Source organism: Promicromonospora soli, assembly GCF_014653785.1.
GTDB classification, from domain to species: Bacteria; Actinomycetota; Actinomycetes; order Actinomycetales; family Cellulomonadaceae; genus Promicromonospora; species Promicromonospora soli.
The window spans coordinates 13,062-35,969 of sequence record NZ_BNAS01000004.1 but is presented as its reverse complement, the minus strand read 5'-3'; the positions used below and the strand labels follow the sequence as shown (position 1 = coordinate 35,969).

19 protein-coding genes are annotated in these 22,908 nt (G+C 71.3%); 15 read left to right on the top strand and 4 right to left on the bottom strand.

Going from position 1 to position 22,908, the window contains the following annotated elements:
• Nucleotides 1-190 precede the first annotated feature (190 nt).
• The 6 genes from pheS (at nucleotide 191) to IE250_RS13245 (ending at nucleotide 9,534) form a co-directional block, all read left to right on the top strand.
• Complete coding sequence (gene pheS / locus IE250_RS13270) at nucleotides 191-1,258, top strand: phenylalanine--tRNA ligase subunit alpha (RefSeq protein ID WP_189669788.1); 1,068 nt, start codon at nucleotides 191-193, stop codon at nucleotides 1,256-1,258.
• A gap of 1 nt (nucleotide 1,259) precedes the next feature.
• A complete protein-coding gene (gene pheT, locus IE250_RS13265; protein WP_189669787.1) occupies nucleotides 1,260-3,839 on the top strand; it encodes a phenylalanine--tRNA ligase subunit beta in 2,580 nt (859 codons plus the stop codon).
• Entirely contained in the window at nucleotides 3,832-4,743 is a 912-nt protein-coding gene (locus tag IE250_RS13260) for an SDR family NAD(P)-dependent oxidoreductase (protein ID WP_229872430.1), read from the top strand. The genes pheT and IE250_RS13260 overlap by 8 nt, the downstream gene beginning before the upstream one ends.
• 225 nt (nucleotides 4,744-4,968) lie before the next feature.
• Nucleotides 4,969-6,213 (top strand): hypothetical protein, encoded by a 1,245-nt coding sequence (locus IE250_RS13255; RefSeq protein WP_229872429.1) that lies wholly within the window; start codon nucleotides 4,969-4,971, stop codon nucleotides 6,211-6,213.
• 139 nt (nucleotides 6,214-6,352) lie between these two features.
• Nucleotides 6,353-7,558, top strand: a complete 1,206-nt coding sequence (locus IE250_RS13250; RefSeq protein ID WP_229872428.1) for a hypothetical protein — start codon at nucleotides 6,353-6,355, stop codon at nucleotides 7,556-7,558.
• Nucleotides 7,559-7,659: 101 nt separating this feature from the next.
• Nucleotides 7,660-9,534: a glycoside hydrolase family 15 protein gene (locus tag IE250_RS13245; RefSeq protein ID WP_189669786.1), complete on the top strand. Its 1,875-nt coding sequence runs from the start codon at nucleotides 7,660-7,662 to the stop codon at nucleotides 9,532-9,534.
• Between the two features lie 39 nt (nucleotides 9,535-9,573).
• On the opposite strand, the gene IE250_RS13240 is transcribed toward IE250_RS13245, so the two are convergent.
• The 3 genes from IE250_RS13240 to IE250_RS13230 all read right to left on the bottom strand — a co-directional run bounded on the left by IE250_RS13240 (nucleotide 9,574) and on the right by IE250_RS13230 (nucleotide 12,253).
• A complete protein-coding gene (locus tag IE250_RS13240) occupies nucleotides 9,574-10,350 on the bottom strand; it encodes an LLM class F420-dependent oxidoreductase (protein WP_189669785.1) in 777 nt (258 codons plus the stop codon).
• A gap of 78 nt (nucleotides 10,351-10,428) precedes the next feature.
• A complete protein-coding gene (locus IE250_RS13235) occupies nucleotides 10,429-11,187 on the bottom strand; it encodes a methyltransferase domain-containing protein (RefSeq protein ID WP_189669784.1) in 759 nt (252 codons plus the stop codon).
• 82 nt (nucleotides 11,188-11,269) lie between these two features.
• Nucleotides 11,270-12,253 (bottom strand): quinone oxidoreductase family protein, encoded by a 984-nt coding sequence (locus IE250_RS13230; RefSeq protein ID WP_189669783.1) that lies wholly within the window; start codon nucleotides 12,251-12,253, stop codon nucleotides 11,270-11,272.
• Between the two features lie 88 nt (nucleotides 12,254-12,341).
• On the opposite strand from IE250_RS13230, the gene argC reads away from it, so the two are divergent.
• From argC to IE250_RS13185, 9 genes are all read left to right on the top strand, one after another.
• On the top strand, nucleotides 12,342-13,424 hold the full coding sequence (argC, locus tag IE250_RS13225; protein WP_189669782.1) for an N-acetyl-gamma-glutamyl-phosphate reductase: 1,083 nt from the start codon (nucleotides 12,342-12,344) through the stop codon (nucleotides 13,422-13,424).
• Nucleotides 13,421-14,605 (top strand): bifunctional glutamate N-acetyltransferase/amino-acid acetyltransferase ArgJ, encoded by a 1,185-nt coding sequence (gene argJ / locus IE250_RS13220; RefSeq protein WP_189669781.1) that lies wholly within the window; start codon nucleotides 13,421-13,423, stop codon nucleotides 14,603-14,605. Before argC ends, argJ begins: the two co-directional genes overlap by 4 nt.
• Nucleotides 14,602-15,537 (top strand): acetylglutamate kinase, encoded by a 936-nt coding sequence (argB, locus tag IE250_RS13215; RefSeq protein ID WP_189669780.1) that lies wholly within the window; start codon nucleotides 14,602-14,604, stop codon nucleotides 15,535-15,537. Before argJ ends, argB begins: the two co-directional genes overlap by 4 nt.
• A complete protein-coding gene (locus IE250_RS13210; RefSeq protein ID WP_189669779.1) occupies nucleotides 15,534-16,805 on the top strand; it encodes an acetylornithine transaminase in 1,272 nt (423 codons plus the stop codon). Before argB ends, IE250_RS13210 begins: the two co-directional genes overlap by 4 nt.
• The gene (gene argF / locus IE250_RS13205) at nucleotides 16,802-17,731 is read left to right on the top strand and encodes an ornithine carbamoyltransferase (RefSeq protein WP_189669778.1); all 930 of its coding nucleotides are present in this window, start codon (nucleotides 16,802-16,804) and stop codon (nucleotides 17,729-17,731) included. The genes IE250_RS13210 and argF overlap by 4 nt, the downstream gene beginning before the upstream one ends.
• Nucleotides 17,731-18,240, top strand: a complete 510-nt coding sequence (locus IE250_RS13200; RefSeq protein WP_189669777.1) for an arginine repressor — start codon at nucleotides 17,731-17,733, stop codon at nucleotides 18,238-18,240. Before argF ends, IE250_RS13200 begins: the two co-directional genes overlap by 1 nt.
• A gap of 51 nt (nucleotides 18,241-18,291) precedes the next feature.
• Complete coding sequence (locus IE250_RS13195; RefSeq protein ID WP_189669776.1) at nucleotides 18,292-19,521, top strand: argininosuccinate synthase; 1,230 nt, start codon at nucleotides 18,292-18,294, stop codon at nucleotides 19,519-19,521.
• Nucleotides 19,518-21,020, top strand: a complete 1,503-nt coding sequence (gene argH, locus IE250_RS13190) for an argininosuccinate lyase (RefSeq protein ID WP_189669775.1) — start codon at nucleotides 19,518-19,520, stop codon at nucleotides 21,018-21,020. Before IE250_RS13195 ends, argH begins: the two co-directional genes overlap by 4 nt.
• A gap of 91 nt (nucleotides 21,021-21,111) precedes the next feature.
• The gene (locus IE250_RS13185; protein ID WP_189669774.1) at nucleotides 21,112-21,666 is read left to right on the top strand and encodes an AAA family ATPase; all 555 of its coding nucleotides are present in this window, start codon (nucleotides 21,112-21,114) and stop codon (nucleotides 21,664-21,666) included.
• 31 nt (nucleotides 21,667-21,697) lie between these two features.
• Here IE250_RS13185 and IE250_RS13180 read toward each other — a convergent pair whose 3' ends face one another.
• Nucleotides 21,698-22,762: a TolB-like translocation protein gene (locus tag IE250_RS13180; protein ID WP_189669773.1), complete on the bottom strand. Its 1,065-nt coding sequence runs from the start codon at nucleotides 22,760-22,762 to the stop codon at nucleotides 21,698-21,700.
• Nucleotides 22,763-22,908: the final 146 nt, after the last annotated feature.

Genomic DNA, 22,908 nt, shown 5'->3' with positions numbered 1-22,908 from the left:
GCGTCATGCAGCCATTGACCCGCCGATTTATGCGGCCCGCTACGGGCCGTGCGGCGAGCGCTGCGCGCGGGCACTGAGCTGCCCTGTGGACAACGCGTCCTGAGCCCTGGCGGGCACCTAGACTTCAGATGCCGGAACGGGTCCCTCGGTGGGGACCGGCCCGGCTCCCGAATCCGCCAGGAAGGCAAGCATGTCCACGCCCGATGAGAAGGCACCCATCGATCCGCTCGACGAGGCGGCACTCGACGCCGCGGTCAAGGCCGCCCTCGACGACATCGCGAAGGCCGGCGACCTCGACGCGCTGAAGGCTGTCCGCACCCAGCACACGGGGGACCGCAGCTCCCTGGCCCTCGCCAACCGGGGGATCGGTGCGCTGCCCGGCCCCGACAAGGCGAAGGCCGGCAAGCTCGTGGGCCCGCGGCGCGGTCGGATCAACCAGGCGATCGCCGCCCGCCAGACGGAGCTCGAGGCCGAGCGTGACGCGCACGTGCTGCTGGAGGAGACGGTCGACGTCACCCTCCCTGTCCAGCGCACGACGACGGGCGCCCGCCACCCGATCGAGCTGGTCCAGGAGCGCATCGCCGACTTCTTCGTAGGCCTCGGCTGGGAGATCGCCGATGGCCCGGAGGTCGAGGCCGAGTGGTTCAACTTCGACGCGCTGAACTTCGGCCCGGACCACCCCGCGCGCCAGATGCAGGACACGTTCTACGTCGCCGGGAACGGCGACCGCGACTCGAACCTCGTGCTGCGTACGCACACCTCGCCGGTCCAGGCACGCTCCCTGCTGGAGCGCGGCGTGCCCCTGTACATCGCGTGCCCCGGCCGGACTTTCCGCACGGACGCACTGGACCAGACGCACACGCCGGTGTTCCACCAGGTCGAGGGTCTCGCTGTCGACAAGGGCCTGACCATGGCGAACCTCGTGGGCACGCTGGACGCGTTCGCGAGGGCGATGTTCGGGCCTGAGGCGAAGACCCGCCTGCGCCCGGCGTTCTTCCCGTTCACGGAGCCGTCCGCCGAGATGGACCTGTGGTTCCCGCAGAAGAAGGGTGGCGCGGGCTGGATCGAATGGGGTGGCTGCGGCATGGTCAACCCGAACGTGCTGCGTGCCGCGGGAGTGGACCCGGACGAGTACACGGGCTTCGCGTTCGGCATGGGCATCGAGCGCACGCTCATGCTGCGCCACTCGATCGCGGACATGCACGACATCGTGGAGGGCGACGTCCGCTTCTCCACCCAGTTCGGGACGGAGATCTGAAGTGCCCCTCATCGTGAAGGACTGGCTCGCGGACCACGTCGAGCTGCCCGCGGACCTCACCGCTGAGCGGCTCGCGGCCGACCTCGTGAAGGTCGGCCTGGAAGAAGAGGCCATCCACGGCGCGGCCGTGACCGGCCCCCTCGTGGTGGGCCGAGTGCTCGAGATGAGCCCCGAGCCGCAGAAGAACGGCAAGACGATCAACTGGTGCCGGGTCGACGTCGGCCCGGAGCACAACATCGAGGGATCCCGCGGAATCGTCTGCGGCGCGCACAACTTCGCGCCCGGCGACTTCGTGGTCGTGTCCCTGCCCGGCACAGTGCTGCCGGGGCCGTTCGCCATCGCGGCCCGCAAGACCTACGGGCACGTGTCCGACGGCATGATCTGCTCCACCGCCGAGCTCGGCCTGGGTGACGACGGCGCGCACGGCATCATCGTGCTGCCCCGGGACATGGGCTTCGCGGCAGAGGACCTCACGCCCGGCCAGGACGCGATAGCGCTCCTGGGCCTCGGCGACGAGGTCCTGGAGATCAACGTGACCCCGGACCGCGGGTACGCGTTCAGCTACCGCGGCGTGGCGCGCGAGTACGCCCACTCCACGGGTGCCAAGTTCACCGACCGCGGCCTGGCCACGGGCGCCGAGCCGTCCGCGACCCCCGACGGGTTCGAGGTACGGGTCCAGGACGGGGCGCCGATCAACGGCGTCGTGGGCTGCGACCGGTTCGTGACGCGCATCGTGCGCGGCATCGACCCCTCCGCGCCCACCCCCGCATGGATGAAGCACCGCCTCGAGGGATCCGGCATGCGGTCCATCTCCCTGGCCGTGGACATCACGAACTACGTGATGCTCGACCTCGGGCAGCCGCTGCACGCCTACGACCTCGCGCAGGTCTCCGCGCCGATCGTGGTGCGCCGGGCTGCCTCTGGCGAGCGCCTCACCACGCTGGACGACGCCGACCGCGCCCTGGACACCGAGGACCTCCTGATCACCGACTCGCCCGAAGGCGCGGGCAGCCGCGTTCTCGGCCTCGCCGGTGTGATGGGTGGAGCGTCGTCGGAGGTCGGCGACACCACGACGGACGTGCTCGTCGAGGCGGCGCACTTCGACCAGATCACGGTCGCCCGCACGGCGCGCCGGCACAAGCTCTCGAGCGAGGCCGCGAAGCGGTTCGAGCGCGGTGTCGACCCGCTCCTGCCGGCGGTCGCGGCGCAGCGCGTCGTCGACCTGCTGGTCGAGCTGGGCGGCGGCACCGCCGACCCGGCCGTGAGCGACCTCGACAACACTGCCGAGACGACTCCGCAGAAGCCGATCGCGCTCAAGGTCACCGAGCCCACCCGGCTCGTGGGTGTCGAGTACACCCCGGAGCAGGTGCGCAGCACGCTCGAGGAGATCGGCTGCACGGTGACCGACGGCTCCTCGGTGGTCGAGCCGGTCGAGACCCTCACGGTCACCCCGCCGTCCTGGCGGCCCGACCTCACCGAGCCTGCCGACCTGGTCGAGGAGGTCGTGCGCATCCAGGGCTACGACCAGGTGCCGTCGGTGCTCCCTGCTGCCTCGGGCGGCCGGGGGCTCACGGCAGAGCAGCGCACGCGCCGCTCCGTCGCGCGCGCGCTGGCCGAGGCCGGCTTCGTCGAGACGCTCAGCTACCCGTTCGTCGGCACCCCGGAGTACGACGCGCTCGGGCTGCCCGCGGACGACCCGCGCCGCGTCTCCCTCCGTCTCGTCAACCCGATGGCCGACGACAAGCCGCTGATGCGGTCGAACCTGCTGGTCACGCTGCTCGACACCGTGCGGCGCAACGTGTCCCGCGGGCTGACCGACCTCGCGGTGTACGAGGTCGGCCTGGTCACCCTCCCGTGGGCGGACGCCCCCGCGGCGCCCGCCCTGCCCGGCGGGGTGCGCCCCACGGACGAGCAGCTCGCGGCGCTCGCGGCCGCGGTTCCGGACCAGCCGCGCCGGGTCGCCGGTGTGCTGACCGGCAAGCGCGAGCTTTCCGGCTGGTGGGGTGCGGGTCGTGCCGCCGGCTGGGCGGACGCCTTGGCGGCGGCCCGCCTGGTGGCCCAGCGTGCGGGAGCCGACATCATCGTCTCCGCGGACCCCGACCGGATGCCGTGGCACCCGGGCCGCTGCGCGCGCCTGGAGCTGACGGACGGAACGGTCGTCGGCCATGCCGGCGAGCTGCACCCCAAGGTCGTCGAAGCGCTGGGGCTGCCCGCCCGCGCGGCCGCGTTCGAGGTGGACCTGAGTGTTCTGGTCGCCGCTGCGTCCAGCGAGCCCGTCGTGGCCAAGCCCGTGTCGGCTTTCCCCGCGGCCAAGGAGGACTTCGCCTTCGTGGTCGACGACGGCGTGCCCGCCGAGGCGGTGCGGATGGCCATCGTGGCCGGCGCCGGCGAGCTGCTCGAGGACGTCGCCCTGTTCGACGTCTTCACGGGGGAGCAGGTGGGCGACGGCAAGAAGTCGCTCGCGTACTCGCTCCGCCTGCGTGCCGTCGACCGGACCCTGTCCGCGAACGAGGTCCGTGCGGTGCGCGACGCCGTCGTGGAGTCGGCAGCAGAGAAGGTCGGCGCGGTGCTGCGTGGCTGACACGCCCTCGGCAGCCGAGCCGTATCCGGCGGGCGCCCCTCGACAGGCCCAGGACCTGCCTGTCGAGGTCCCGCCGGCCCGCACGGCGCTCGTGACGGGCGCCTCGCGCGGCATCGGCCGGGAGATCGCGCTTGGTCTCGCGCGGGCAGGGCTGGACGTCGCCCTGCTCGCGCGAGACGTCGCGCGGCTCGAGGCCGTGGCCGCGGAGGCCCGCGCGGCCGGGGCGACAGCGGTAGTGCTCCCCGCGGACGTGTCCGACCCGGCGGCGGTGCGGGCCGCCGTCGGGCAGGCGGAGGATGCGCTCGGGTCGATCGATCTGCTGGTCAACAACGCGGGCGCCATCGAGTCGGAGCACCCCCTGTGGGAGGCCGACCCCGACGAGTGGTGGTCGGTCTTCGAGACCAACGTGCGCGCGCCGTTCCTGTTCAGCCGCTACGCGGCGCCGGGCATGATCGCGCGCGGCGGGGGCCGGATCATCGATCTGGCCTCGGGGGCGAGCTCGCACGAGATGAGCGGCGGAAGCTCGGCGTACAACGCGAGCAAGACCGCCCTGGTGCGGATGGGCGCCAACCTGCACGACGACGGCTTCCGGCACGGCATCCGCGTCTTCGAGCTTGCGCCGGGCGTCGTGCGGACCGACATGACGGCAGGCATGGCGCTGCACGAGGGCCGCACCAGGTGGACTCCGGTCGAGCGGGTGACCGACGTCGTCAACGCGATAGCGACGGGCGAGCTGGACGCGTGCTCGGGCTGGTTCCTGCGCGTCACCCACGACACCCCGGAGTCGCTGAAGGCGCTGGCGGCCGACGTCGCGGAGCAGGGCACGGGCGCAACGGCCCGTCGCCTGCGGGTGCTCCCGGCGGGCAGCGGCGACCCGCTGACGGACGCCCTCACCAGGCGCTGACCAGCAGCTTCGCGACCACGCCCGGCGCGGTGCGGTGTGGGCGGGCGACGCCCGGCGTTCGTTCGGGTGTACTCATAGGAGGTATTTCACCCTCCCTACGGTGCGCACACAATCGTCCCCTCACGCAAGGAGACCACCATGCGTCACCGACGCTCCGCGCTCGCTGTGGCGAGCACACGCACGGACGCCGTCATCGCGAGACCTCGCCCGATACGAGGGCGGCTCATGCGTGCACCAGCCCGTCGCCTCGCCGCAGTGCTTGCCGCCGGGCTGCTGGCCTGCACGACCGCCGTCGTCGGCTCCGTGCCGGCGACCGCGGAGCCGGACGCGACCGCGCAGCAGGCAGCCCCGTCAGCCGCTGCCACGCGCCTGACGGCGAGCAACTTCCGCTACGACCTCAGCGAGACCCCGTCGACAATGATTGCGGCGCTCGACGCCGACCTGCCGAACGTCTCGCTTGCGACGGTTGCGAACGACGGCAACCGTACCGGCCGGTCCTGCACGGCTCCGGTGGTCCGCCGAATCGCGTCGTTCTGCTGGAACTCCAGCGACGCGGGCACCACCGCTTGGTACCCGCAAGGTGTCACCACCAGCTCCGATGCCCTCGGGGTCGGGATGTACGACGGCAAGCGAATTCTCATGGCGAGCTGGTACGACCACGATGGCGGCATCGACAAGGGCGTGCGGATCAGCGTCGTGGACCTGACGAGCGGGACGAGCACACCGACGTATCGGCATGTCCTGCTCGTCGAGCCGACGGGGAGCGAGACCTCGCCGTCGTTCCAGTCGGTGAAAGTCCATGCAGGCGGAATCATGTGGTACGGCAACCTGCTGTACGTGGCGGACACGACCGGCGGGTTCCGGGTGTTCGACCTGGACCACCTGTGGCGGGTCTCCACGGGTGACAGTTCGCGCATCGGGCGCAAGGCCGACGGCACGTTCCACGCGTTCGACTACAAGTACGTACTGCCTCAGACGGCGAGCTTCCTGGACTCCGAGGTTAGTGACGATGAGGACCTCAGCCACTCGTCGGTGTCGCTGGACCGCTCCAGCACGCCGGACTCGGTGATCGTCACGGAGTACCAGTCGCAGTCGTCTATCGACGACGGTGCGCAGGTGCGCACCATCCGAGTGCCGATCGACTACAGGGACCGGTACCTCAAGCCCGCCTCGGACGGCATCATCAAGGCGACAGAGGCCTACCGCATCGACCTGGAGGGCGTGCAGGGCTCCACGGCGATCAACGGCAAGTTCTACTTCACGGACAGCGACGGCATGAAATTCGACCGACCCGCCAGGGGCGACCTGTACACGTGGGATGCGCCTTCGGGCTCGTTCACGCAGTACAGCAACGCGCTGACGGTGGGGCCGGAGGACCTGTCCTACGACCCCATCCGCGACCAGATGTGGACCCTGGGTGAACACCCGTACCGCCGCTGGGTGTACTCGTTCGACGCTGGCGGGTTCTGACACCATCCGGCATGCGCCGGACGTGCGGGTCACCCGAGTTGGGCCGTACGTCCGGCGTTCGTTCGGCGGTGCTGGTATGAGAGGGTATGTCCGCTTACGGTGTGCATACATCTGTCCCCCCGCATCCACGGAGACCCATATGCGCCATCGTCGCCCCGCGACCATACTCAGCAGCCTCATTGCGGGCGCCCTGTTCGTGTCGGCGACAGCGCAGCCAGCGGCAGCCGCAACCACGCTCACGGCGAGCAACTTCCGCTACACGCTGTCCGAGACGTCGTCGTCCCTGATCGGCGCACTCGACTCGGCGCTGCCGAACGTAACCATGGGAGCGGTGGCCGACGACGCCAACCGCACCCCGATCTGTGACAGCGCCCCGTCGGTCACGAACCGCACCGCGTACTACTGCTGGAACGCGGGCGACCAGGACACGACCGACTGGATGCCGCAGGGCATCACGACCAGCTCCGACGCGCTCGGAGAGGGTACCTACGACGGCAAGCGCATCAACCTTGTGAGCTGGTACGACGACGCCGCGGACGGCATCGCCAAGGGCGTCCGGATCAGCGTGTCGAACCTGTCGGCGAGCGCGTCGGCGCCGCCGTACCGGCACATCCTGCTGGTCGAGCCGAGCGGTACCACGAGCTCGCCGTCGTTCACGCCGGTCAGCGTCCATGCCGGCGGCATCATGTGGTACGGCAACCTCCTCTACGTAGCGGACACCGGCGGTGGCTTCCGCGTGTTCGACCTGAACCACCTGTGGGAGGTCTCGACAGGGAACGCCTCCGCCATCGGGCGCCAGCCCGACGGCTCCTACCAGGCGTTCGACTACAAGTACGTGCTGCCGCAGACCGCGAAGTTCACCGACTCGACGGTCAACGGGTACACGCAGCTTCAGCACTCCTCGGTGTCGCTCGACCGCACCAGCAGCCCCGACTCTGTGATCGTCAGCGAGTACCGCACGTCGACTGAGATCGCGAACGGCGCCCAGGTACGGACGATCCGCGTCCCGATCGACTACACCAACCGGTACCTGAAGCCCGCCTCGGACGGCATCATCAAGGCGACCGAGGCCTACCGGGTCGACCTGGAGAGCGTCCAGGGCTCGACGGCGATCAACGGTGAGTTCTTCTACTCGCAGAGCGACGGCACCGACTTCGCAAACCCCAACTCCGACGGCGACTTGCATACGTTCGTGGCGCCGTCGGGTGCGATGGTGCGGCACGGCGACGCGCTGACGGTCGGGCCGGAAGACCTGTCGTACGACCCCACCCGTGACTACCTGTGGACGCTCGGCGAGCACCCGGGCTACCGGTGGGTCTACGCGGCGGACGCCTCGTCGTTCTGACCCTTGCCCTCTGTCAGGCGTACAGGTCAGTGGCCTGTACGCCTGACAGACGGACCTGCGTCGTCTGGTGAGTGGGCCACGGCGAACCTACGCTGGTGGCGATGGCAAGCCGAATCGAAGATTACGGAATTGTCGGAGACCTACAGGCGGCAGCCCTGATCGGTCGCGACGGGGCGATCGACTGGATGTGCCTGCCGCGGTTCGACTCCCCGGCGTGCTTCGCTGCCCTGCTCGGGGACGAGCGCCACGGTTCGTGGCGCCTCGGGCCCGCCGCGGGCGGTGAGTGCACCCGGCGCCAGTACCGGGAAGGCACCCTGATCCTGGAGACGGAGTGGGACCTGCCCGAGGGCCAGGTCCGCGTGATCGACTTCATGCCGCCGCGTGGTGACCAGGCCGATCTCGTCCGGATCGTGGAGGGGATCAGCGGCAACGTCCCCATGACCACTGAGCTAAAGCTCCGGTTCGACTACGGGCACGTCGTGCCCTGGGTCATGCCGGAAGGTGGCGCCCTGCGCGCAGTGGCGGGACCGGACTCCGTCCGGCTGGACACGGGCGTTGACATCACGCACGAGGGGGTTGCCGCCAGCTCGGCCCTCCACGGTCGCTTCTCCGTGGGCGCGGGCGACCGGGTGCCGTTCGTGCTGACGCACCACGCGTCCCACCTCGCCACGATGCTGCCCGTCCACGCGGAGGGCGCGCTGCGTGACACCGAGGACTTCTGGCGGTCATGGATCGCCGGATCCACCTACGAGGGCCTGTGGGCCGACGCCGTGCACCGGTCCCTGATCACGCTGAAGGCGCTGACCTACGCCCCGACCGGGGCGATAGTCGCCGCCGCCACGACGTCGCTCCCCGAGGAGCTGGGCGGCACGCGCAACTGGGACTACCGGTACTGCTGGCTGCGCGACGCCGCGTTCACGCTGCAGGCCCTGATCGGCACGGGGTTCATCGACGAGGCGCACGCGTGGCGGGCATGGCTGCTGCGCGCAATCGCGGGTGACCCGGCCGACCTGCAGATCATGTACGGCCTCGACGGACGGCGGCGCCTGCCCGAGTACACGATCGACTGGCTGCCCGGCTACGAGGGTTCCGGTCCGGTGCGGATCGGCAACGGCGCGGTCGGCCAGCTCCAGATCGACGTCTGGGGCGAGACGCTCGACGCCCTGCACCTGGCGCGCACGGCCGGCCTGGCGACCGACCCGGAGGCGTGGCGCGTGCAGAAGGCGCTCCTGGACTACCTGGAGGAGCACTGGGACGACCTCGACAACGGACTCTGGGAGGTGCGTGGCCCGCAGCGTGCGTTCGTGCACTCGAGAGTCATGGCGTGGGCCGGGTTCGACCGAGCCGTGCGCGCCTGCGAGGAGTTCGGGCTCGTGGACGAGCCGGTCGAGCGGTGGCGTGCCGTGCGCGACCAGATCCACGACGACGTGTGCACGCACGGGTTCGACCCGGACCGGAATACCTTCACGCAGTTCTACGGGTCCCAGGGGCTGGACGCTTCCCTGCTGCTGATCGGGCAGGTCGGCTTCCTGCCCTGGGACGACCCCCGCGTGGTCGGCACCGTGGAGGCTGTGCAGCGCGAGCTCTGCCAGGACGGGCTGTTGCGGCGTTACGACACCCACCTCGACGGCAGGGTGGATGGCCTGCCCGGCGAGGAGGCGACGTTCCTGGTGTGCAGCTTCTGGCTGGTCGATGCGCTGCACGGCATCGGGCGGGTGGACGAGGCCGTCGCTCTGTTCGAGCGGCTGCTCACGCTGCGCAACGACCTGGGTCTGCTGAGCGAGCAGTACGACGTGCCCACCGGACGGCACCTCGGCAACACGCCGCAGGCGTTCAGCCACCTGGGTCTGGTCAACAGTGCGCTGCGGCTCGGCCACGGCGTCACCGCCCGAGACGTGGAGGCGGGCGTGGTCGAGGGCGTCGTCGTCCCGGCCGGGGAGGGGGCCGCCCCGTCCGCCGCGGAGGAGGTCGCCTGAGACGGCCCGGGCCGACGCCGGCCGGCCCGGGCCGAGACCTCAGCGGGCGTCGCGCCAGGAGACCCAGTCCTTGACGGTGGACAGGTCGTAGTCCGGGCCGTTCAGGCCCAGGGTGAACAGCGTGGCACCGGCCGCGACGAGCGCCTCGCCCGTCTCGGCGGGCGAACCGCTGGCCTCCACCGAACGCTCGACGAGCGACGCGGTGTCCCGGCCGACGGCGGCGCCGTGCTCGTCGAGGATCGCGGACTTGCTGGTCAGGGTCGGCACGTCGCCGAACGAGTGCCAGACGTCCGCGTGCTCGGCAACGATGCGCAGCGTCTTCTTGACGCCGCCACCGCCGATCAGGATCGGGATCTGACGCGTGGGTGCCGGGTTACCCGCAGCCAGACGGGCCTTGATCCGCGGCATGGCGTCGGCCAGGCTCGCGATGCGCGACCCGGCCGTGCCGAACTCGTAGCCGAACTGGTCGTAGTCCTTCTCGAACCAGCCGGCGCCCAGACCGAGGATGAACCGCCCGCCGGAGATGTGGTCAACGGTGCGGGCCATGTCGGCCAGCAGGTCGGGGTTGCGGTAGCCGATGCCGTTCACCAGTGCACCGATCTCGACGCGCTCGGTCTGCTCCGCCCAGGCGGCCAGCAGGGTCCAGGACTCGAAGTGCTTGCCGTCAGGGTCGCCGTAGAGCGGGTAGAAGTGGTCCCAGTTGAAGATGACGTCGACACCGGCATCCTCGGCGCGGAGCACCGCGTCACGGATGTCGGAGTAGTCGGCGTGCTGCGGCTGGATCTGTACAGCGATCCGAATGGGGCGATCTGTCATATTTGCAGCCTACGACCAGCGTGGCTGCGCTTCTTGATTCATCGGCCACGCTTCTTGTCATGGAGGCCGAGCGGCCGGTCATGCACGCGTCGCAACTGCGAAGACCCGCCGGAACTCGAGCGGTGTGCCGTAGGCGCGCTCCGGGTAGGCCTCGCGCAGCGCGGCGCCGAGCTCCTCCTCGAACTGGGCGCGCAGAGCGGGCTCCTTGGCCTCCAGCGCGTGGAGCGTGGGCTGGGCGCCCGTCGCCGAGATCCAGCGCAGCACAGGGTCCGGCCCGTGCAGCAGGTGTGTGTAGGTGGTCTCCCAGGTGTCCACCGTCCAGCCCGGCCGGGCCAGGAGGTCCAGGTACTCGGCGGGGTCGGCGGTCGCCCGCCGCTCGACCTGCCCGACGACGTCGGCGTACGGCCCCCGGCCGGCGACCTCACGCAGGAGGAGGTGGCTGGGCGCGTCGTGGTTGCCGGGAACCTGGAAGGCGAACGTCTGCGCGGCCCGGTCGGCGAGGGTCGTGAGGAGCTCGCGGTGCCGGGGCACCCACTGGAGCGCGGCGTTGCTGATCACGAGGTCGGCGGCGTGGTCGTCCGTGCTGAGGTCGGCAAGGACGTACTCGGTGTCCGGGTCGGCTGCGCGCGCCTTCTCGATCATGGCGGGCGAGGCGTCCACTCCCGTCACGTGGGCCGCGGGCCAGCGCGCGCGGAGCACGGCGGTGAGATGGCCGGGCCCGCACCCCAGGTCGACGATGGTGGCGGGCGACCCGGGCACGCGGGCGACCAGCTCCGTGAACGGGCGGGACCGCTCGTCCGTGTACTGCAGGTACGCGCCCGGGTTCCAGTCAGCCATCGCAGCTCCTCGACGTCAAGTATCTTGACATCGAGATATATCACGCCCGCGAGCGCCGCACCAGGTCTGGCGCGGGCGGGCGTCAGGGAACGAGCAGCACCTTGCCGGTCGTGGCCCGGCCTTCGAGCGCCTCGTGCGCCGCCGCGGCGTCGGACAGGGGGAAGGTGGCCCCGATGCGGACCTCCAGGTCGCCCGACGCCGCGGACCCGAGCACCTCCGAGGTGCGCCACTCGAGCTCGCCGCGGGTGAGCGTGTAGTGCGCGATCGTCGGCCGGGTGAGGAACAGGGAGCCGCCCTTGTTGAGCCGCTGCGGGTCGAACGGTGGTACCTGGCCGGATGCGGCACCGAACAGCACCAGCATCCCGCGCGGGCGCAGGGAGGCGAGGGACGCCTCGAAGGTGGATCTGCCCACGCCGTCGTACACGACGTGCACGCCCTGGTCGTCGGTGAGCTCGCGCACGATCTGGGGCAGCTCGGCCGTGATGTCGGCCAGCTCTGCGTAGTCGATGGTGTGCGCTGCGCCGGCCTCGGCGGACAGCGCGGCCTTCTCGGGAGTCGAGACGGTGGTCAGGACCCGACCGCCGCGGGCGACGGCGAGCTGGGTGGCCAGCAGTCCGACGCCGCCCGCCCCCGCGTGCAGCAGCACGTCGTGCCCGGGCCCGACCTCGAACGTGGACGTCACGAGGTAGTGCGCGGTGATGCCCTGCAGCGGCAGAGCGGCGGCTGTGGTCAAGTCCAGCCCCCCGGGTACGTGCACGACCCCCGCCGCGTTCAGGGCCACGAGCTCCGCGTACGAGCCGGGCCCGTCGTGCCAGGCCACGCGGTCGCCGATCGCGAAGCCGGTGACGTCGTCGCCGAGCGCCTCCACGGTGCCGGCGCCCTCGGCGCCCACAACGTGGGGGTACTGCATGGGATACACACCGGCGCGGCGATAGGTGTCGACGAAGTTCACGCCCGCCGCTGCGACTCGGACCAGGAGCTGACCGGGGCCCGGTGTCGGGTCGGGGAGCTCGGTGTAGGACAGAACCTCTGGGCCGCCCGCCTCGCGGGCCACGACTGCATGCATGGGCCCGACCCTATGTGAGGGGGTGGCGGGCGGGGTGAAAGAGTGGCGGGGTTTCACTGCTCCTGCATAAGTATGTACACTACCGAATATGTCCAGCAGCCAGCTCATCCGTGTCGCCGTCGCCGGCGCGTCCGGCTATGCGGGAGGGGAGGTCCTCCGCCTCCTTGCGGCCCACCCCTTCGTCGAGATCGGTGCGCTCACCGCGCACACGAACGCCGGGTCGAGCCTCGGTGAGGTCCAGCCGCACCTGCGCGGGCTCGCGCACCGCATCCTGGAGCCCACCACACCGGACGCGCTGCGGGGCCACGACGTCGTGGTGCTCGGCCTGCCGCACGGCGCCTCGGGGCAGGTGGCCGCCCAGCTGCCGGACGACGTCCTCGTCGTGGACCTCGGGGCCGACCACCGGCTGGAGTCCGCGAGCGACTGGGAGCAGTTCTACGGCTCCACGCACGCCGGGACCTGGCCGTACGGGCTGCCGGAGCTGATCCACGCCGAGGCGCCCGGCGTCGACGTCGCGACCGCCGCCCGTCAGCGCGACAAGCTGCCCGGAACCCGCCGCATCGCCGTGCCCGGCTGCAACGTCACGGCGGTGACCCTGGGCCTGCAGCCCGGCGTCGCGGCAGGCGTGATCGAGACAGGCGACATCGTCGCCGTCCTGGCCAACGGGTACTCCGGCGCGGGCAAGGCGCTCAAGCCGCACCTCCTGGCGAGCGAGGCGCTCGGCGCCGCGCAGCCGTACGCGGTGGGCGGCACGCACCGGCACATCCCGGAGATCCAGCAGAACCTGCGGGTCGCGGGGGCGCCGCAGGTGACCATCAGCTTCACGCCCACCCTCGTGCCGATGGCGCGCGGCATCCTCGCGACGGCGACAGCCCCGCTGGTCAAGGGGGTCGACCCTGAGCAGGTCCGCGCCGCGTGGGAGGCTGCCTATGCCGAGGAGCCGTTCGTGCACCTGCTCCCGGAGGGCCAGTGGCCCAGCACCGCGATGACGTTGGGCGCCAACACGGCGTGCGTGCAGGTGGCCGTCGACGCCGCCGCCCGCCGGGTCGTCACCGTCACGGCCATCGACAACCTCGTCAAGGGGACCGCGGGCGCGGCCGTCCAGTCCATGAACCTCGCCCTCGGCCTGCGGGAGACCGCCGGCCTGATCACCGAAGGAGTCGCACCATGACGGTGACCTCGCCGCAAGGGTTCCGGGCGGCCGGGATCACGGCCGGCCTCAAGGCGTCCGGCACGCCGGACCTGGCCCTGGTCGTCAACGACGGCCCCGAGCACACCGCCGCCGCCGTCTTCACCAGCAACCGCGTGGTCGGCGCGCCAGTCATGTGGTCGCGCCAGGCGGTCAAGGACGGCGTCGCCCGCGCCGTGGTGCTCAACTCCGGGGGCGCCAACGTGTGCACGGGTCCGGGCGGGTTCCAGGACGCGCACGCGACCGCCGAGAAGGTCGCCGACGAGCTCGGGATCGGCGCGATCGACGTGCTGGTCGGGTCGACGGGCCTGATCGGCGTCCGCCTGGCCGCGGACAAGCTGCTGGCGGGGGTTCCCGTGGCCGTCGGCGCGCTCGCTGCCGACGACGCCGGGGGGCTGGCCGCCGCGACCGCCATCATGACCACCGACACCGTGCCGAAGACGGCCGTGCGCACCGTCGAGACACCGTCGGGCGGTACCTTCACCGTGGGCGGCATGGCCAAGGGCGCCGGCATGCTCGCACCCGCCCTGGCGACGATGCTGTGCGTGATCACCACCGACGCCTCCGTCGCTGCGGCGGACGCCGACGCCGCACTGCGCGCGGCGACCCGGGTCACCTTCGACCGCGTCGACTCCGACGGCGCCATGTCCACCTCGGACACCGTGGTGCTGATGGCCTCGGGCGCCTCGAACGTGACGCCGGACCTGGACGTGCTCACCGACGCCGTCACGGCCATCTGCGCGGACCTCGCCCGCCAGCTCGTGGCCGACGCCGAGGGCGCGTCCCACGACATCGCCATCACCGTCACGAACGCCACCACCGAGGACGCGGCGCTCGCCGTCGCGCGCGCCGTGAGCCGGTCCAACCTGGTCAAGGCAGCCGTGTTCGGCAACGACCCCAACTGGGGACGCATCCTGTCGCAGGTCGGCACGGTGCCTGAGGAGGTCGCGCCGTTCGATCCCGCCGAGCTCGACGTGAGCGTCAACGGGGTGCTCGTCTGCAAGGCGGGCGGCGCCTACGAGCCGCCCGAGAAGGTCGACATGGCCGCGGCGCGGGACGTCACGTTCACCATCGACCTGCACGCCGGGGACGCCGAGGTCACGCTCTGGACCAACGACCTGACGCACGACTACGTCCACGAGAACAGCGCATACAGCTCATGAGGGAGACCGAGGAGGACTTCGAGTTCGATACCCGCACCGACCTGCGCGCCGACCAGAAGGCCGAGGTGCTCATCGAGGCCCTGCCGTGGCTGAAGGAGTTCTCCGGCGCGCTCATCGTCGTCAAGTACGGCGGCAACGCGATGATCGACGCCGAGCTCAAGGCGGCGTTCGCGCAGGACATGGTGTTCCTGCGGCAGGTGGGGCTGCGGCCCGTCGTCGTGCACGGCGGGGGACCGCAGATCAACGCCATGCTGGACCGCCTCGGCATCGCGTCGGAGTTCAAGGGCGGCCTGCGCGTCACCACGCCGGAGGCGATGGAGGTGGTGCGCATGGTCCTGACCGGCCAGGTCAGCCGGGAGCTGGTCGGCCTGATCAACGCGCACGGCCCGGTCGCCGTCGGCCTCTCGGGGGAGGACGGCGGCCTGCTGGCCGCCGAGCGTCGCCACGCCATCGTGGAGGGCGAGCCCGTCGACATCGGCCTCGTGGGCGACGTCGTACAGGTGGACCCGCGCGCCGTCGAGGACCTGCTGGAAGCCGGCCGCATCCCCGTCGTGTCCACGATCGCTCCCGACAAGGACGACCCGACCCAGGTGCTGAACGTCAACGCGGACACCGCGGCGTCGGCGCTCGCGGTCGCCCTGGGCGCCAAGAAGCTCATCGTCCTGACGGACGTCGAAGGGCTGTACACGGCGTGGCCCGACCGAAGCTCGCTGGTGGAGCGGATCACCGCGCCGGAGCTGTCGGAGCTCCTGCCGAGCCTGGAGTCCGGCATGGTGCCGAAGATGGAGGCGTGCCTGCGCGCGGTCGAGGGCGGCGTGGCCGCCGCGACGGTCATCGACGGCCGCCAGCCGCACAGCGCACTGCTGGAGGTCTTCACCACGAGGGGTAACGGGACGATGGTGGTTCCGGCGAAGGAAGGTGTGACCGCATGAGCACGGTGATCCCGGCCGAAGGTACGGCTCTGTTGAGCAGCGGGTCGGTCGCTGGGTGGACCCAGCGGTACACAGGCGCCGTGATGGACACGTTCGGCCCGCCGCAGCGCGTGCTCGTGCGCGGCGAGGGCGCCTACGTCTGGGACGCGGACGGCAAGCGGTACCTCGACCTGCTCGGGGGCATCGCGGTGAACGCGCTGGGCCACGCCCACCCCACGCTCACGGCGGCGATCAGCGCCCAGCTCGGCACGCTGGGGCACGTCTCGAACTTCTTCGGCACGCCCGCCCAGATCGCGCTCGCCGAGACGCTGCTGCGCGCGGCGGAGGCGCCGGACGGGTCGCGGGTGTTCCTGACCAACTCCGGCACCGAGGCGGTCGAGGCGGCGTTCAAGATGACGCGCCGCGTCGCGGCGTCGTCCGGGGTGGGGACCCGCACCCGGGTGCTCGCCCTGGAGGGCGCCTTCCACGGCCGGTCGATGGGGGCCCTCGCGCTGACCGCGAAGGCCGCGTACCGGGAGCCGTTCGAGCCGCTCCCCGGCGGCGTCGAGCACCTGCCCTTCGGCGACCTCGGGGCCCTCGAGGCCGCGTTCGCGCCACAGTCCGTCGCCGAGCACGGCGAGGTCGCCGCGCTGGTGGTCGAGCCAGTGCAGGGCGAGGCCGGGGTGCGGCCCTTGCCGCCGGGCTACCTCGCGGCCGCCCGCCGCCTGACCAGGGCGCACGGCGCGCTGCTCGTCCTGGACGAGGTCCAGACCGGCATCGGCCGATGCGGGTCGTGGTTCGCCTACCAGCAGCCGGAGATCGGCGGCGGCATCGTGCCCGACGTCGTCACGGTCGCCAAGGGCCTCGGCGGCGGCTTCCCCGTGGGCGCGGTGATCGCGTACGGCGAGGCCGCGCACCTGCTGGGCCGCGGCCAGCACGGCAGCACGTTCGGCGGGAACCCCGTCGCCGCCGCCGCGGCGCTCACGACGATCGGCGTGATCGAGCGCGACGGCCTGCTGACGAACGTGCGGGAGGTCGGAGCGCTGCTGCGCCAGGAGGTCGAGATGTGCGGTAGCCCGCTCGTGCGGGAGGTCCGCGGGCGCGGGCTGCTGCTCGCCGTCGTGCTGAACGAGCCCGTGGCGCCACAGGTGGCCACGGCGGCGCTGGAGGCCGGGTTCATCGTGAACGCTGTGGCGCCCGACGCGATCCGCCTCGCCCCGCCCCTGATCCTGACCGCGGAGCAGGCGATGGACGCCGCCCGCTTCTTCGCCACCCTGGAGGACCTGTGACCCGCCACTTCCTGCGCGACGACGACCTGACGCCGGCCGAGCAGAAGGCCGTCCTGGAGCTCGGTCTTGCCTATCGCGAGGACCGGTTCGTCCGGCGCCCGCTGGAGGGCCCGCGCGCCGTCGCGTTCATCACGGACAAGCCGACGCTGCGCACCCAGGTGTCGTTCGCTGCGGGCATCGCAGAGCTCGGCGGGTTCCCGCTCGTCGTGGACGGCAACCTCGCCAAGATCGGCGTGCGCGAGTCCATCGCCGACACCACGCGGGTGCTTGACCGGCAGGTCTCCGCCATCGCGTGGCGCACGTTCGCGCAGGAGCGCATCGAGGAGATGGCCTCCGTCTCGCGCGTGCCGGTGATCAACGCTCTGACGGACGACTTCCACCCCTGCCAGATCCTCGCGGACCTGCTCACGGTGGCGCAGCACCGGGGGCTCGAGGCCCTGCCGGGCACCACGTTCGCCTACGTGGGCGACGCCGCCAACAACATGGCCAACTCGTACCTGGTGGGCTGCGCCACGGCGGGCATGCACGTCCGGGTCGCGGGGCCGGAGGGCTTCCTGCCCGACGCCGCGGTGGTCGCCCGGGCGAACGAGATCGCCGCGCGGACGGGCGGCTCGGTGACGGTGACGACGTCGGCGAAGGACGCCGTGACCGGAGCCGACGTCGTGGCCACCGACACCTGGGTGTCGATGGGCGACGAGGCCGAGGCCGAGGAGCGGGCCAAGCCGTTCTGGGACTACCAGCTGAACGCGGAGCTGCTCGCGAGCGCCGCCGAGGGCGCGCTGGTGCTGCACTGCCTGCCGGCCTACCGCGGCAAGGAGATCACCGCCGACGTGATCGACGGCCCGCAGTCCGTGGTCTGGGACGAGGCCGAGAACCGCCTGCACGCGCAGAAGGCGCTGCTGGCCTGGCTGCTGGAGCAGGGCTGATGGTCATCAAGCAGGTCGCGACCACCGCGACGACGAAGGCGGCCCGGCACGCACGGATCACGGAGATCGTGAGCCGCAACGCCATACACTCACAGGCCGAGCTCGCCGAGGCCCTGGCAGCCGACGGTGTGAGCGTCACGCAGGGCACGCTCTCGCGCGACCTGATCGAGCTGCAGGCCGAGAAGGTGCGCGGCTCGGACGGCACGCTGGTCTACGCGGTGCCGGGCGAGGGCGGGGACCGCAGCACTCAGTCGGACGCGGGCGAGGAGTACCTGTCCGCGCGGCTGGCCCGGCTCGCCAAGGAGCTGCTGGTCTCGGCCGAGTCGTCGGGCAACCTCGTGGTGCTCCGCACCCCGCCGGGGGCGGCGAACCTGCTGGCCTCGGCGATCGACCATTCAGTGTTTCCCGGGATGCTCGGCACCATCGCCGGGGACGACACGATCCTCGTCATCGCCCGCGACCCCGACGGGGCCGCGCTGGCGGGACGCTTCCTCGCGCTCAGCGCCTGAAGACACACCACAATCGCACCTGAAACCACCATCGGAAAGAGATCGTCAATCATGACTGAACGCGTCGTGCTCGCCTACTCGGGCGGCCTGGACACCTCCGTCGCCATCGGCTGGATCGCCGAGGCCACTGGGGCCGAGGTGGTTGCCGTGGCCGTCGACGTCGGCCAGGGCGGCGAGGACATGAACGTCATCCGCAAGCGCGCGCTGGACTGCGGCGCCGTCGAGGCGTACGTCGCCGATGCGCGCGACGAGTTCGCCGCGGAGTACTGCATGCCCGCGCTGCGGGCCAACGGCATGTACCTCGACCGCTACCCGCTGGTCTCCGCCATCTCGCGCCCCGTCATCGTGAAGCACATGGTGCGCGCTGCCCGCCAGTTCGGTGCCTCCACCGTGGCGCACGGCTGCACCGGCAAGGGCAACGACCAGGTCCGGTTCGAGGTGGCCACCACCTCGCTCGCCCCCGACCTGAAGTCGATCGCGCCCGTGCGTGACCTCGCCCTGACCCGCGAGAAGGCCATCGAGTACGCGGAGCGCAACGATCTCCCGATCGCGACCACGAAGAACAACCCGTTCTCGATCGACCAGAACGTGTGGGGCCGCGCCGTGGAGACGGGCTTCCTCGAGGACATCTGGAACGAGCCCACCAAGGACGTCTACTCCTACACGGACGACCCGACGTTCCCGCCGGTGGCGGACGAGGTGATCATCACCTTCGAGCAGGGCGTCCCGGTGGCGCTCGACGGCGTCTCGGTGACCCCGCTGCAGGCCATCCAGGAGATGAACCGCCGCGCCGGTGCGCAGGGTGTCGGCCGCATCGACATCGTCGAGGACCGCCTCGTGGGCATCAAGTCCCGCGAGATCTACGAGGCCCCCGGTGCGATCGCGCTCATCACCGCGCACCAGGAGCTGGAGAACGTCACCCTGGAGCGCGAGCAGGCCCGGTTCAAGCGCCAGGTGGAGCAGCGCTGGAGCGAGCTCGTGTACGACGGTATGTGGTTCTCGCCGCTGAAGAAGTCGCTCGATGTCTTCATCGACGACACCCAGAAGTACGTGTCGGGCGACATCCGCATGGTGCTGCACGGCGGCCGGGCCACCGTGACCGGACGCCGCTCGGAGCAGTCGCTGTACGACTTCAACCTCGCCACCTACGACGAGGGCGACGCGTTCGACCAGTCCCAGGCCCGCGGGTTCATCGAGATCTACGGCCTCACCGCCAAGCTCGCCGCCGCGCGCGACGAGAAGTTCGGCAACGGCGTGGACCTCGGGGTCGGGTCGCTGTGAGCGAGCACGACGGGCTCGGCGGCGCGGGTCCCGACGGCGCGGGGAAGGACGTCGAGCAGCCGGCGCCCAGGACCGTCGGGGCGCAAGCCGGCGAGAAGGTAGCCCTCTGGGGTGGCCGGTTCGCCGGCGGCCCGTCGCCGGAGCTCGCCGCGCTGTCGCAGTCGACGCACTTCGACTGGAAGCTGGCGCCGTACGACATCGCCGGTTCGAAGGCGCACGCCCGCGTCCTGGCGGGCGCGGGCCTGCTCACCGAGCCGGAGCTCGCCCGGATGATCGACGCGCTGGACATGCTGGAGCAGGACGTCGCCTCCGGCGCCTTCCTCCCGGTGCTCGACGACGAGGACGTGCACACCGCACTGGAGCGCGGCCTGATCGAGCGCGCCGGCCCTGACCTGGGCGGCAAGCTCCGTGCAGGCCGGTCCCGCAACGACCAGATCGCCACGCTGGTGCGGCTCTACCTGCGCGACCAGGCCCGCACCATCGGTACGCAGGTCCTTGACCTCGTGGACGAGCTGATCACCCAGGCGGTCGCCGCAGGTGACGCCCCCATGCCGGGGCGCACCCACCTGCAGCACGCCCAGCCGGTCCTGCTCGCGCACCACCTGCTGGCGCACGCCTGGCCGCTGCTGCGCGACGTCGACCGTTTCCTCGACTGGGACGTGCGGGCCTCGAAGTCGCCCTACGGGTCCGGCGCGCTCGCGGGCTCGTCGCTCGGCCTGGACCCGGCGGCCGTGGCCGCGGACCTGGGCCTGGAGGGCGGCCCCGTCGAGAACTCGATCGACGGCACCGCGTCGCGCGACGTGGCGGCGGAGTTCGCGTTCGTCGCGGCGATGATCGCCGTCGACCTCTCGCGGTTCGCGGAGGAGATCATCCTCTGGAACACCAAGGAGTTCGGGTTCGTCCGCCTGGACGACGCGTACTCGACGGGCTCGTCGATCATGCCGCAGAAGAAGAACCCGGACATCGCCGAGCTCGCCCGCGGCAAGGCCGGGCGCATGATCGGCGACCTGACCGGCCTGCTCACCACGCTCAAGGGCCTCCCGCTCGCGTACAACCGCGACCTGCAGGAGGACAAGGAGCCGGTGTTCGACCAGGTAGCGACGCTCACGGTGGTGCTGCCCGCGTTCGCGGGCATGGTGCGGACCATGGTCTTCGACACGGACCGGATGGCCGAGCTCGCCCCGCAGGGTTTCTCGCTCGCCACCGACATCGCCGAGTGGCTCGTCAAGCAGGGCGTGCCGTTCCGGGTGGCGCACGAGGTAGCGGGCTCCTGCGTGCAGGAGTGCGAGGCGCGCGGCATCGAGCTCTGGGACCTGTCCGACGACGACCTCGCGAAGGTCTCCGAGCACCTCACGCCCGAGGTGCGTGGCGTGCTGTCGGTCGAGGGCTCCCTGGCCTCGCGCGACGCCGTGGGCGGCACCGCCCCGGTACGCGTCCGGGAGCAGATCGAGTCGGCGAAGGAGCGCTCCACGGAGTACCGCTTCTGGTCCCAGCCGTGACCCCCCTCTCTTGCTGTGGGCGCGAACTTTGCGCCTATAACGGGCGGGAAGTCGCAACGGTCACGCCCACAACAAAGGGTGGGTCGGGGGCGTGACCGTCTCACCAACCGTCCTTGGGGAGCTCTTGGACCGGATCCGGTCCGTCGACGCGCGATTGGTGTGCGTCGACGGGCCGGCCGGTTCCGGCAAGACGACGCTGGCCGCCCAGCTGGGCGACGCGCTCGAGGCCCCGGTGGTCCACATGGACGACCTCTACGAGGGCTGGGCCTCAGGCCCGGACGGCGGCGCCGCGAACCTCCGGACGTGGGTCCTGGACCCGATGAGCGCGGGGGAGCGCCCCCGCTATCGGCGCTACGACTGGACCGCGGACGCCTGGGCGGAGTGGCACGACGTCCCGCCGTCGGCCCATCTGGTGGTGGAGGGTTGCGGCGCGGCCGCGCGCCAGGTGGACGCGCTGGGCGCGTTCCGTATCTGGGTCGAGGCGGACGACGTCGAGCGGCTACGCCGTGGCCTTGCGCGCGACGGCGACGACGCGCGGGACCACTGGCTGCGCTGGATGGAGGACGAGGCGGCCCACTTCGAGCGCGAGCGCACCCGGGATCGTGCCGACGTGCGGCTGGACGGCCTGGGTGCCGTCGTCGCGTGACTGTGACTGGTTCCTTGGGTGTGCCGGCGGCCTAGTCGACTGCGGGACCCCAGGTCGAGTGGTGACCATCCGTCGGACCGGTGGTGAGCTGCTTGACGTCGCTGCCGTCGAGGTTGGCCGTGTAGATGCCCGGCACTGGATCGGCGAGGGAGAAGACGATTCGCTGGCCGTCCGGAGAGAAGGCGACGTCGAAGGCGGTCGCTCCGGAGGACCCGTCCGGCAGCTGCAGGTTGATACTGGTCAAGCCCTGTCCGTCGGGGTTCACGCGGTACAGGGCCCCGCCAGTGCCGAAGACGATGGTTCGACCGTCGGAGGACCAGCTCGCGACGTCGTCGGTGAGCCCCCAGGGGGTGATTCGCTCGGGCTGGCCACCACTGAGCGGCGTGACGAACAAGGCGCGCGCCGATCCGCCCGACGGGTCCGCGCGATCAATCAGTAACTGACTGCCGTCGGGGGAGTACGCCAGAGGAAAGTCGTTTCCGCCCCCCGTGTTCTCGGTAATTCGCTTCAGCCCTTTGCCGTCCGAAGCGCGGACGGTGTAGACGCCGTTCCGCGTCGGATCGTCGTCGCTCAGCCCCTCACAGGCGAGCTCCTTGCCGGACGGTGCCCATACCGCGCAAGCGGTGAAGAGGTCCGGGTCCGGCATGACGAAGCCACGGACGTCGCCGGTCGAGCGGTCGTACAGCGCGGCGCCGGTGGCGCACTCGGGCGGGTCCAGGCAGGCGAGGAACGCGAGCTGGCTGCCGTCGGGCGACCAGTGCGGGTAGTTACCCGGGCTGTTCACCAACGTCGGCTTGCCGTCCTGCCCGATCGCGTACAGGTCGGTCTCCTCGGCTCCGGGCTGGGCCTTCTCGAACACGATCAGCTCCCCTGGCGCGAGGTGCGTGGCATCCCCTCCGCTTGCGCCCCCGGACCCGGTGTCGGACTGAGAGGGCGACGCCGACGGTGTGCCGGAGCCCTCATCGGTGTCCGCGGACCCGCCGCAGGCGGTCAGGAGGGCGAGGAGCGCAAGGGCGATGACGGATCGTCGTGCCCCGGCGGGCCACCGGGAACGGCCCCCCGCTCCCAGACCCCGGACGGCGACCATGGCGCTCACGGGTGCCTCCAGAAGTTCGGCGGGCTCACCCGAACAGCATCTCTCAGACGGCGACGATCGGCCTGGCCAGCTCGGGGCGTCAGCGCCTGACGCCTGCTACGGTCCCAAACCGTCACACGTGCTTGGCCGGTTTCGGTAGGTTTGCC

Excerpts from the sequence above, each read along its gene's own strand:
- pheS (WP_189669788.1), top strand. The coding sequence starts at position 191 with ATGTCCACGCCCGATGAGAAGGCACCCATCGATCCGCTCGACGAGGCG.
- IE250_RS13255 (WP_229872429.1), top strand. The coding sequence starts at position 4,969 with ATGCGTGCACCAGCCCGTCGCCTCGCCGCAGTGCTTGCCGCCGGGCTG.
- IE250_RS13250 (WP_229872428.1), top strand. The coding sequence starts at position 6,353 with ATGCGCCATCGTCGCCCCGCGACCATACTCAGCAGCCTCATTGCGGGC.
- IE250_RS13245 (WP_189669786.1), top strand. The coding sequence starts at position 7,660 with ATGGCAAGCCGAATCGAAGATTACGGAATTGTCGGAGACCTACAGGCG.
- IE250_RS13240 (WP_189669785.1), bottom strand. The coding sequence starts at position 10,350 with ATGACAGATCGCCCCATTCGGATCGCTGTACAGATCCAGCCGCAGCAC.
- IE250_RS13235 (WP_189669784.1), bottom strand. The coding sequence starts at position 11,187 with ATGGCTGACTGGAACCCGGGCGCGTACCTGCAGTACACGGACGAGCGG.
- IE250_RS13230 (WP_189669783.1), bottom strand. The coding sequence starts at position 12,253 with ATGCATGCAGTCGTGGCCCGCGAGGCGGGCGGCCCAGAGGTTCTGTCC.
- argC (WP_189669782.1), top strand. The coding sequence starts at position 12,342 with ATGTCCAGCAGCCAGCTCATCCGTGTCGCCGTCGCCGGCGCGTCCGGC.
- argJ (WP_189669781.1), top strand. The coding sequence starts at position 13,421 with ATGACGGTGACCTCGCCGCAAGGGTTCCGGGCGGCCGGGATCACGGCC.
- argB (WP_189669780.1), top strand. The coding sequence starts at position 14,602 with ATGAGGGAGACCGAGGAGGACTTCGAGTTCGATACCCGCACCGACCTG.
- IE250_RS13210 (WP_189669779.1), top strand. The coding sequence starts at position 15,534 with ATGAGCACGGTGATCCCGGCCGAAGGTACGGCTCTGTTGAGCAGCGGG.
- IE250_RS13200 (WP_189669777.1), top strand. The coding sequence starts at position 17,731 with ATGGTCATCAAGCAGGTCGCGACCACCGCGACGACGAAGGCGGCCCGG.
- IE250_RS13195 (WP_189669776.1), top strand. The coding sequence starts at position 18,292 with ATGACTGAACGCGTCGTGCTCGCCTACTCGGGCGGCCTGGACACCTCC.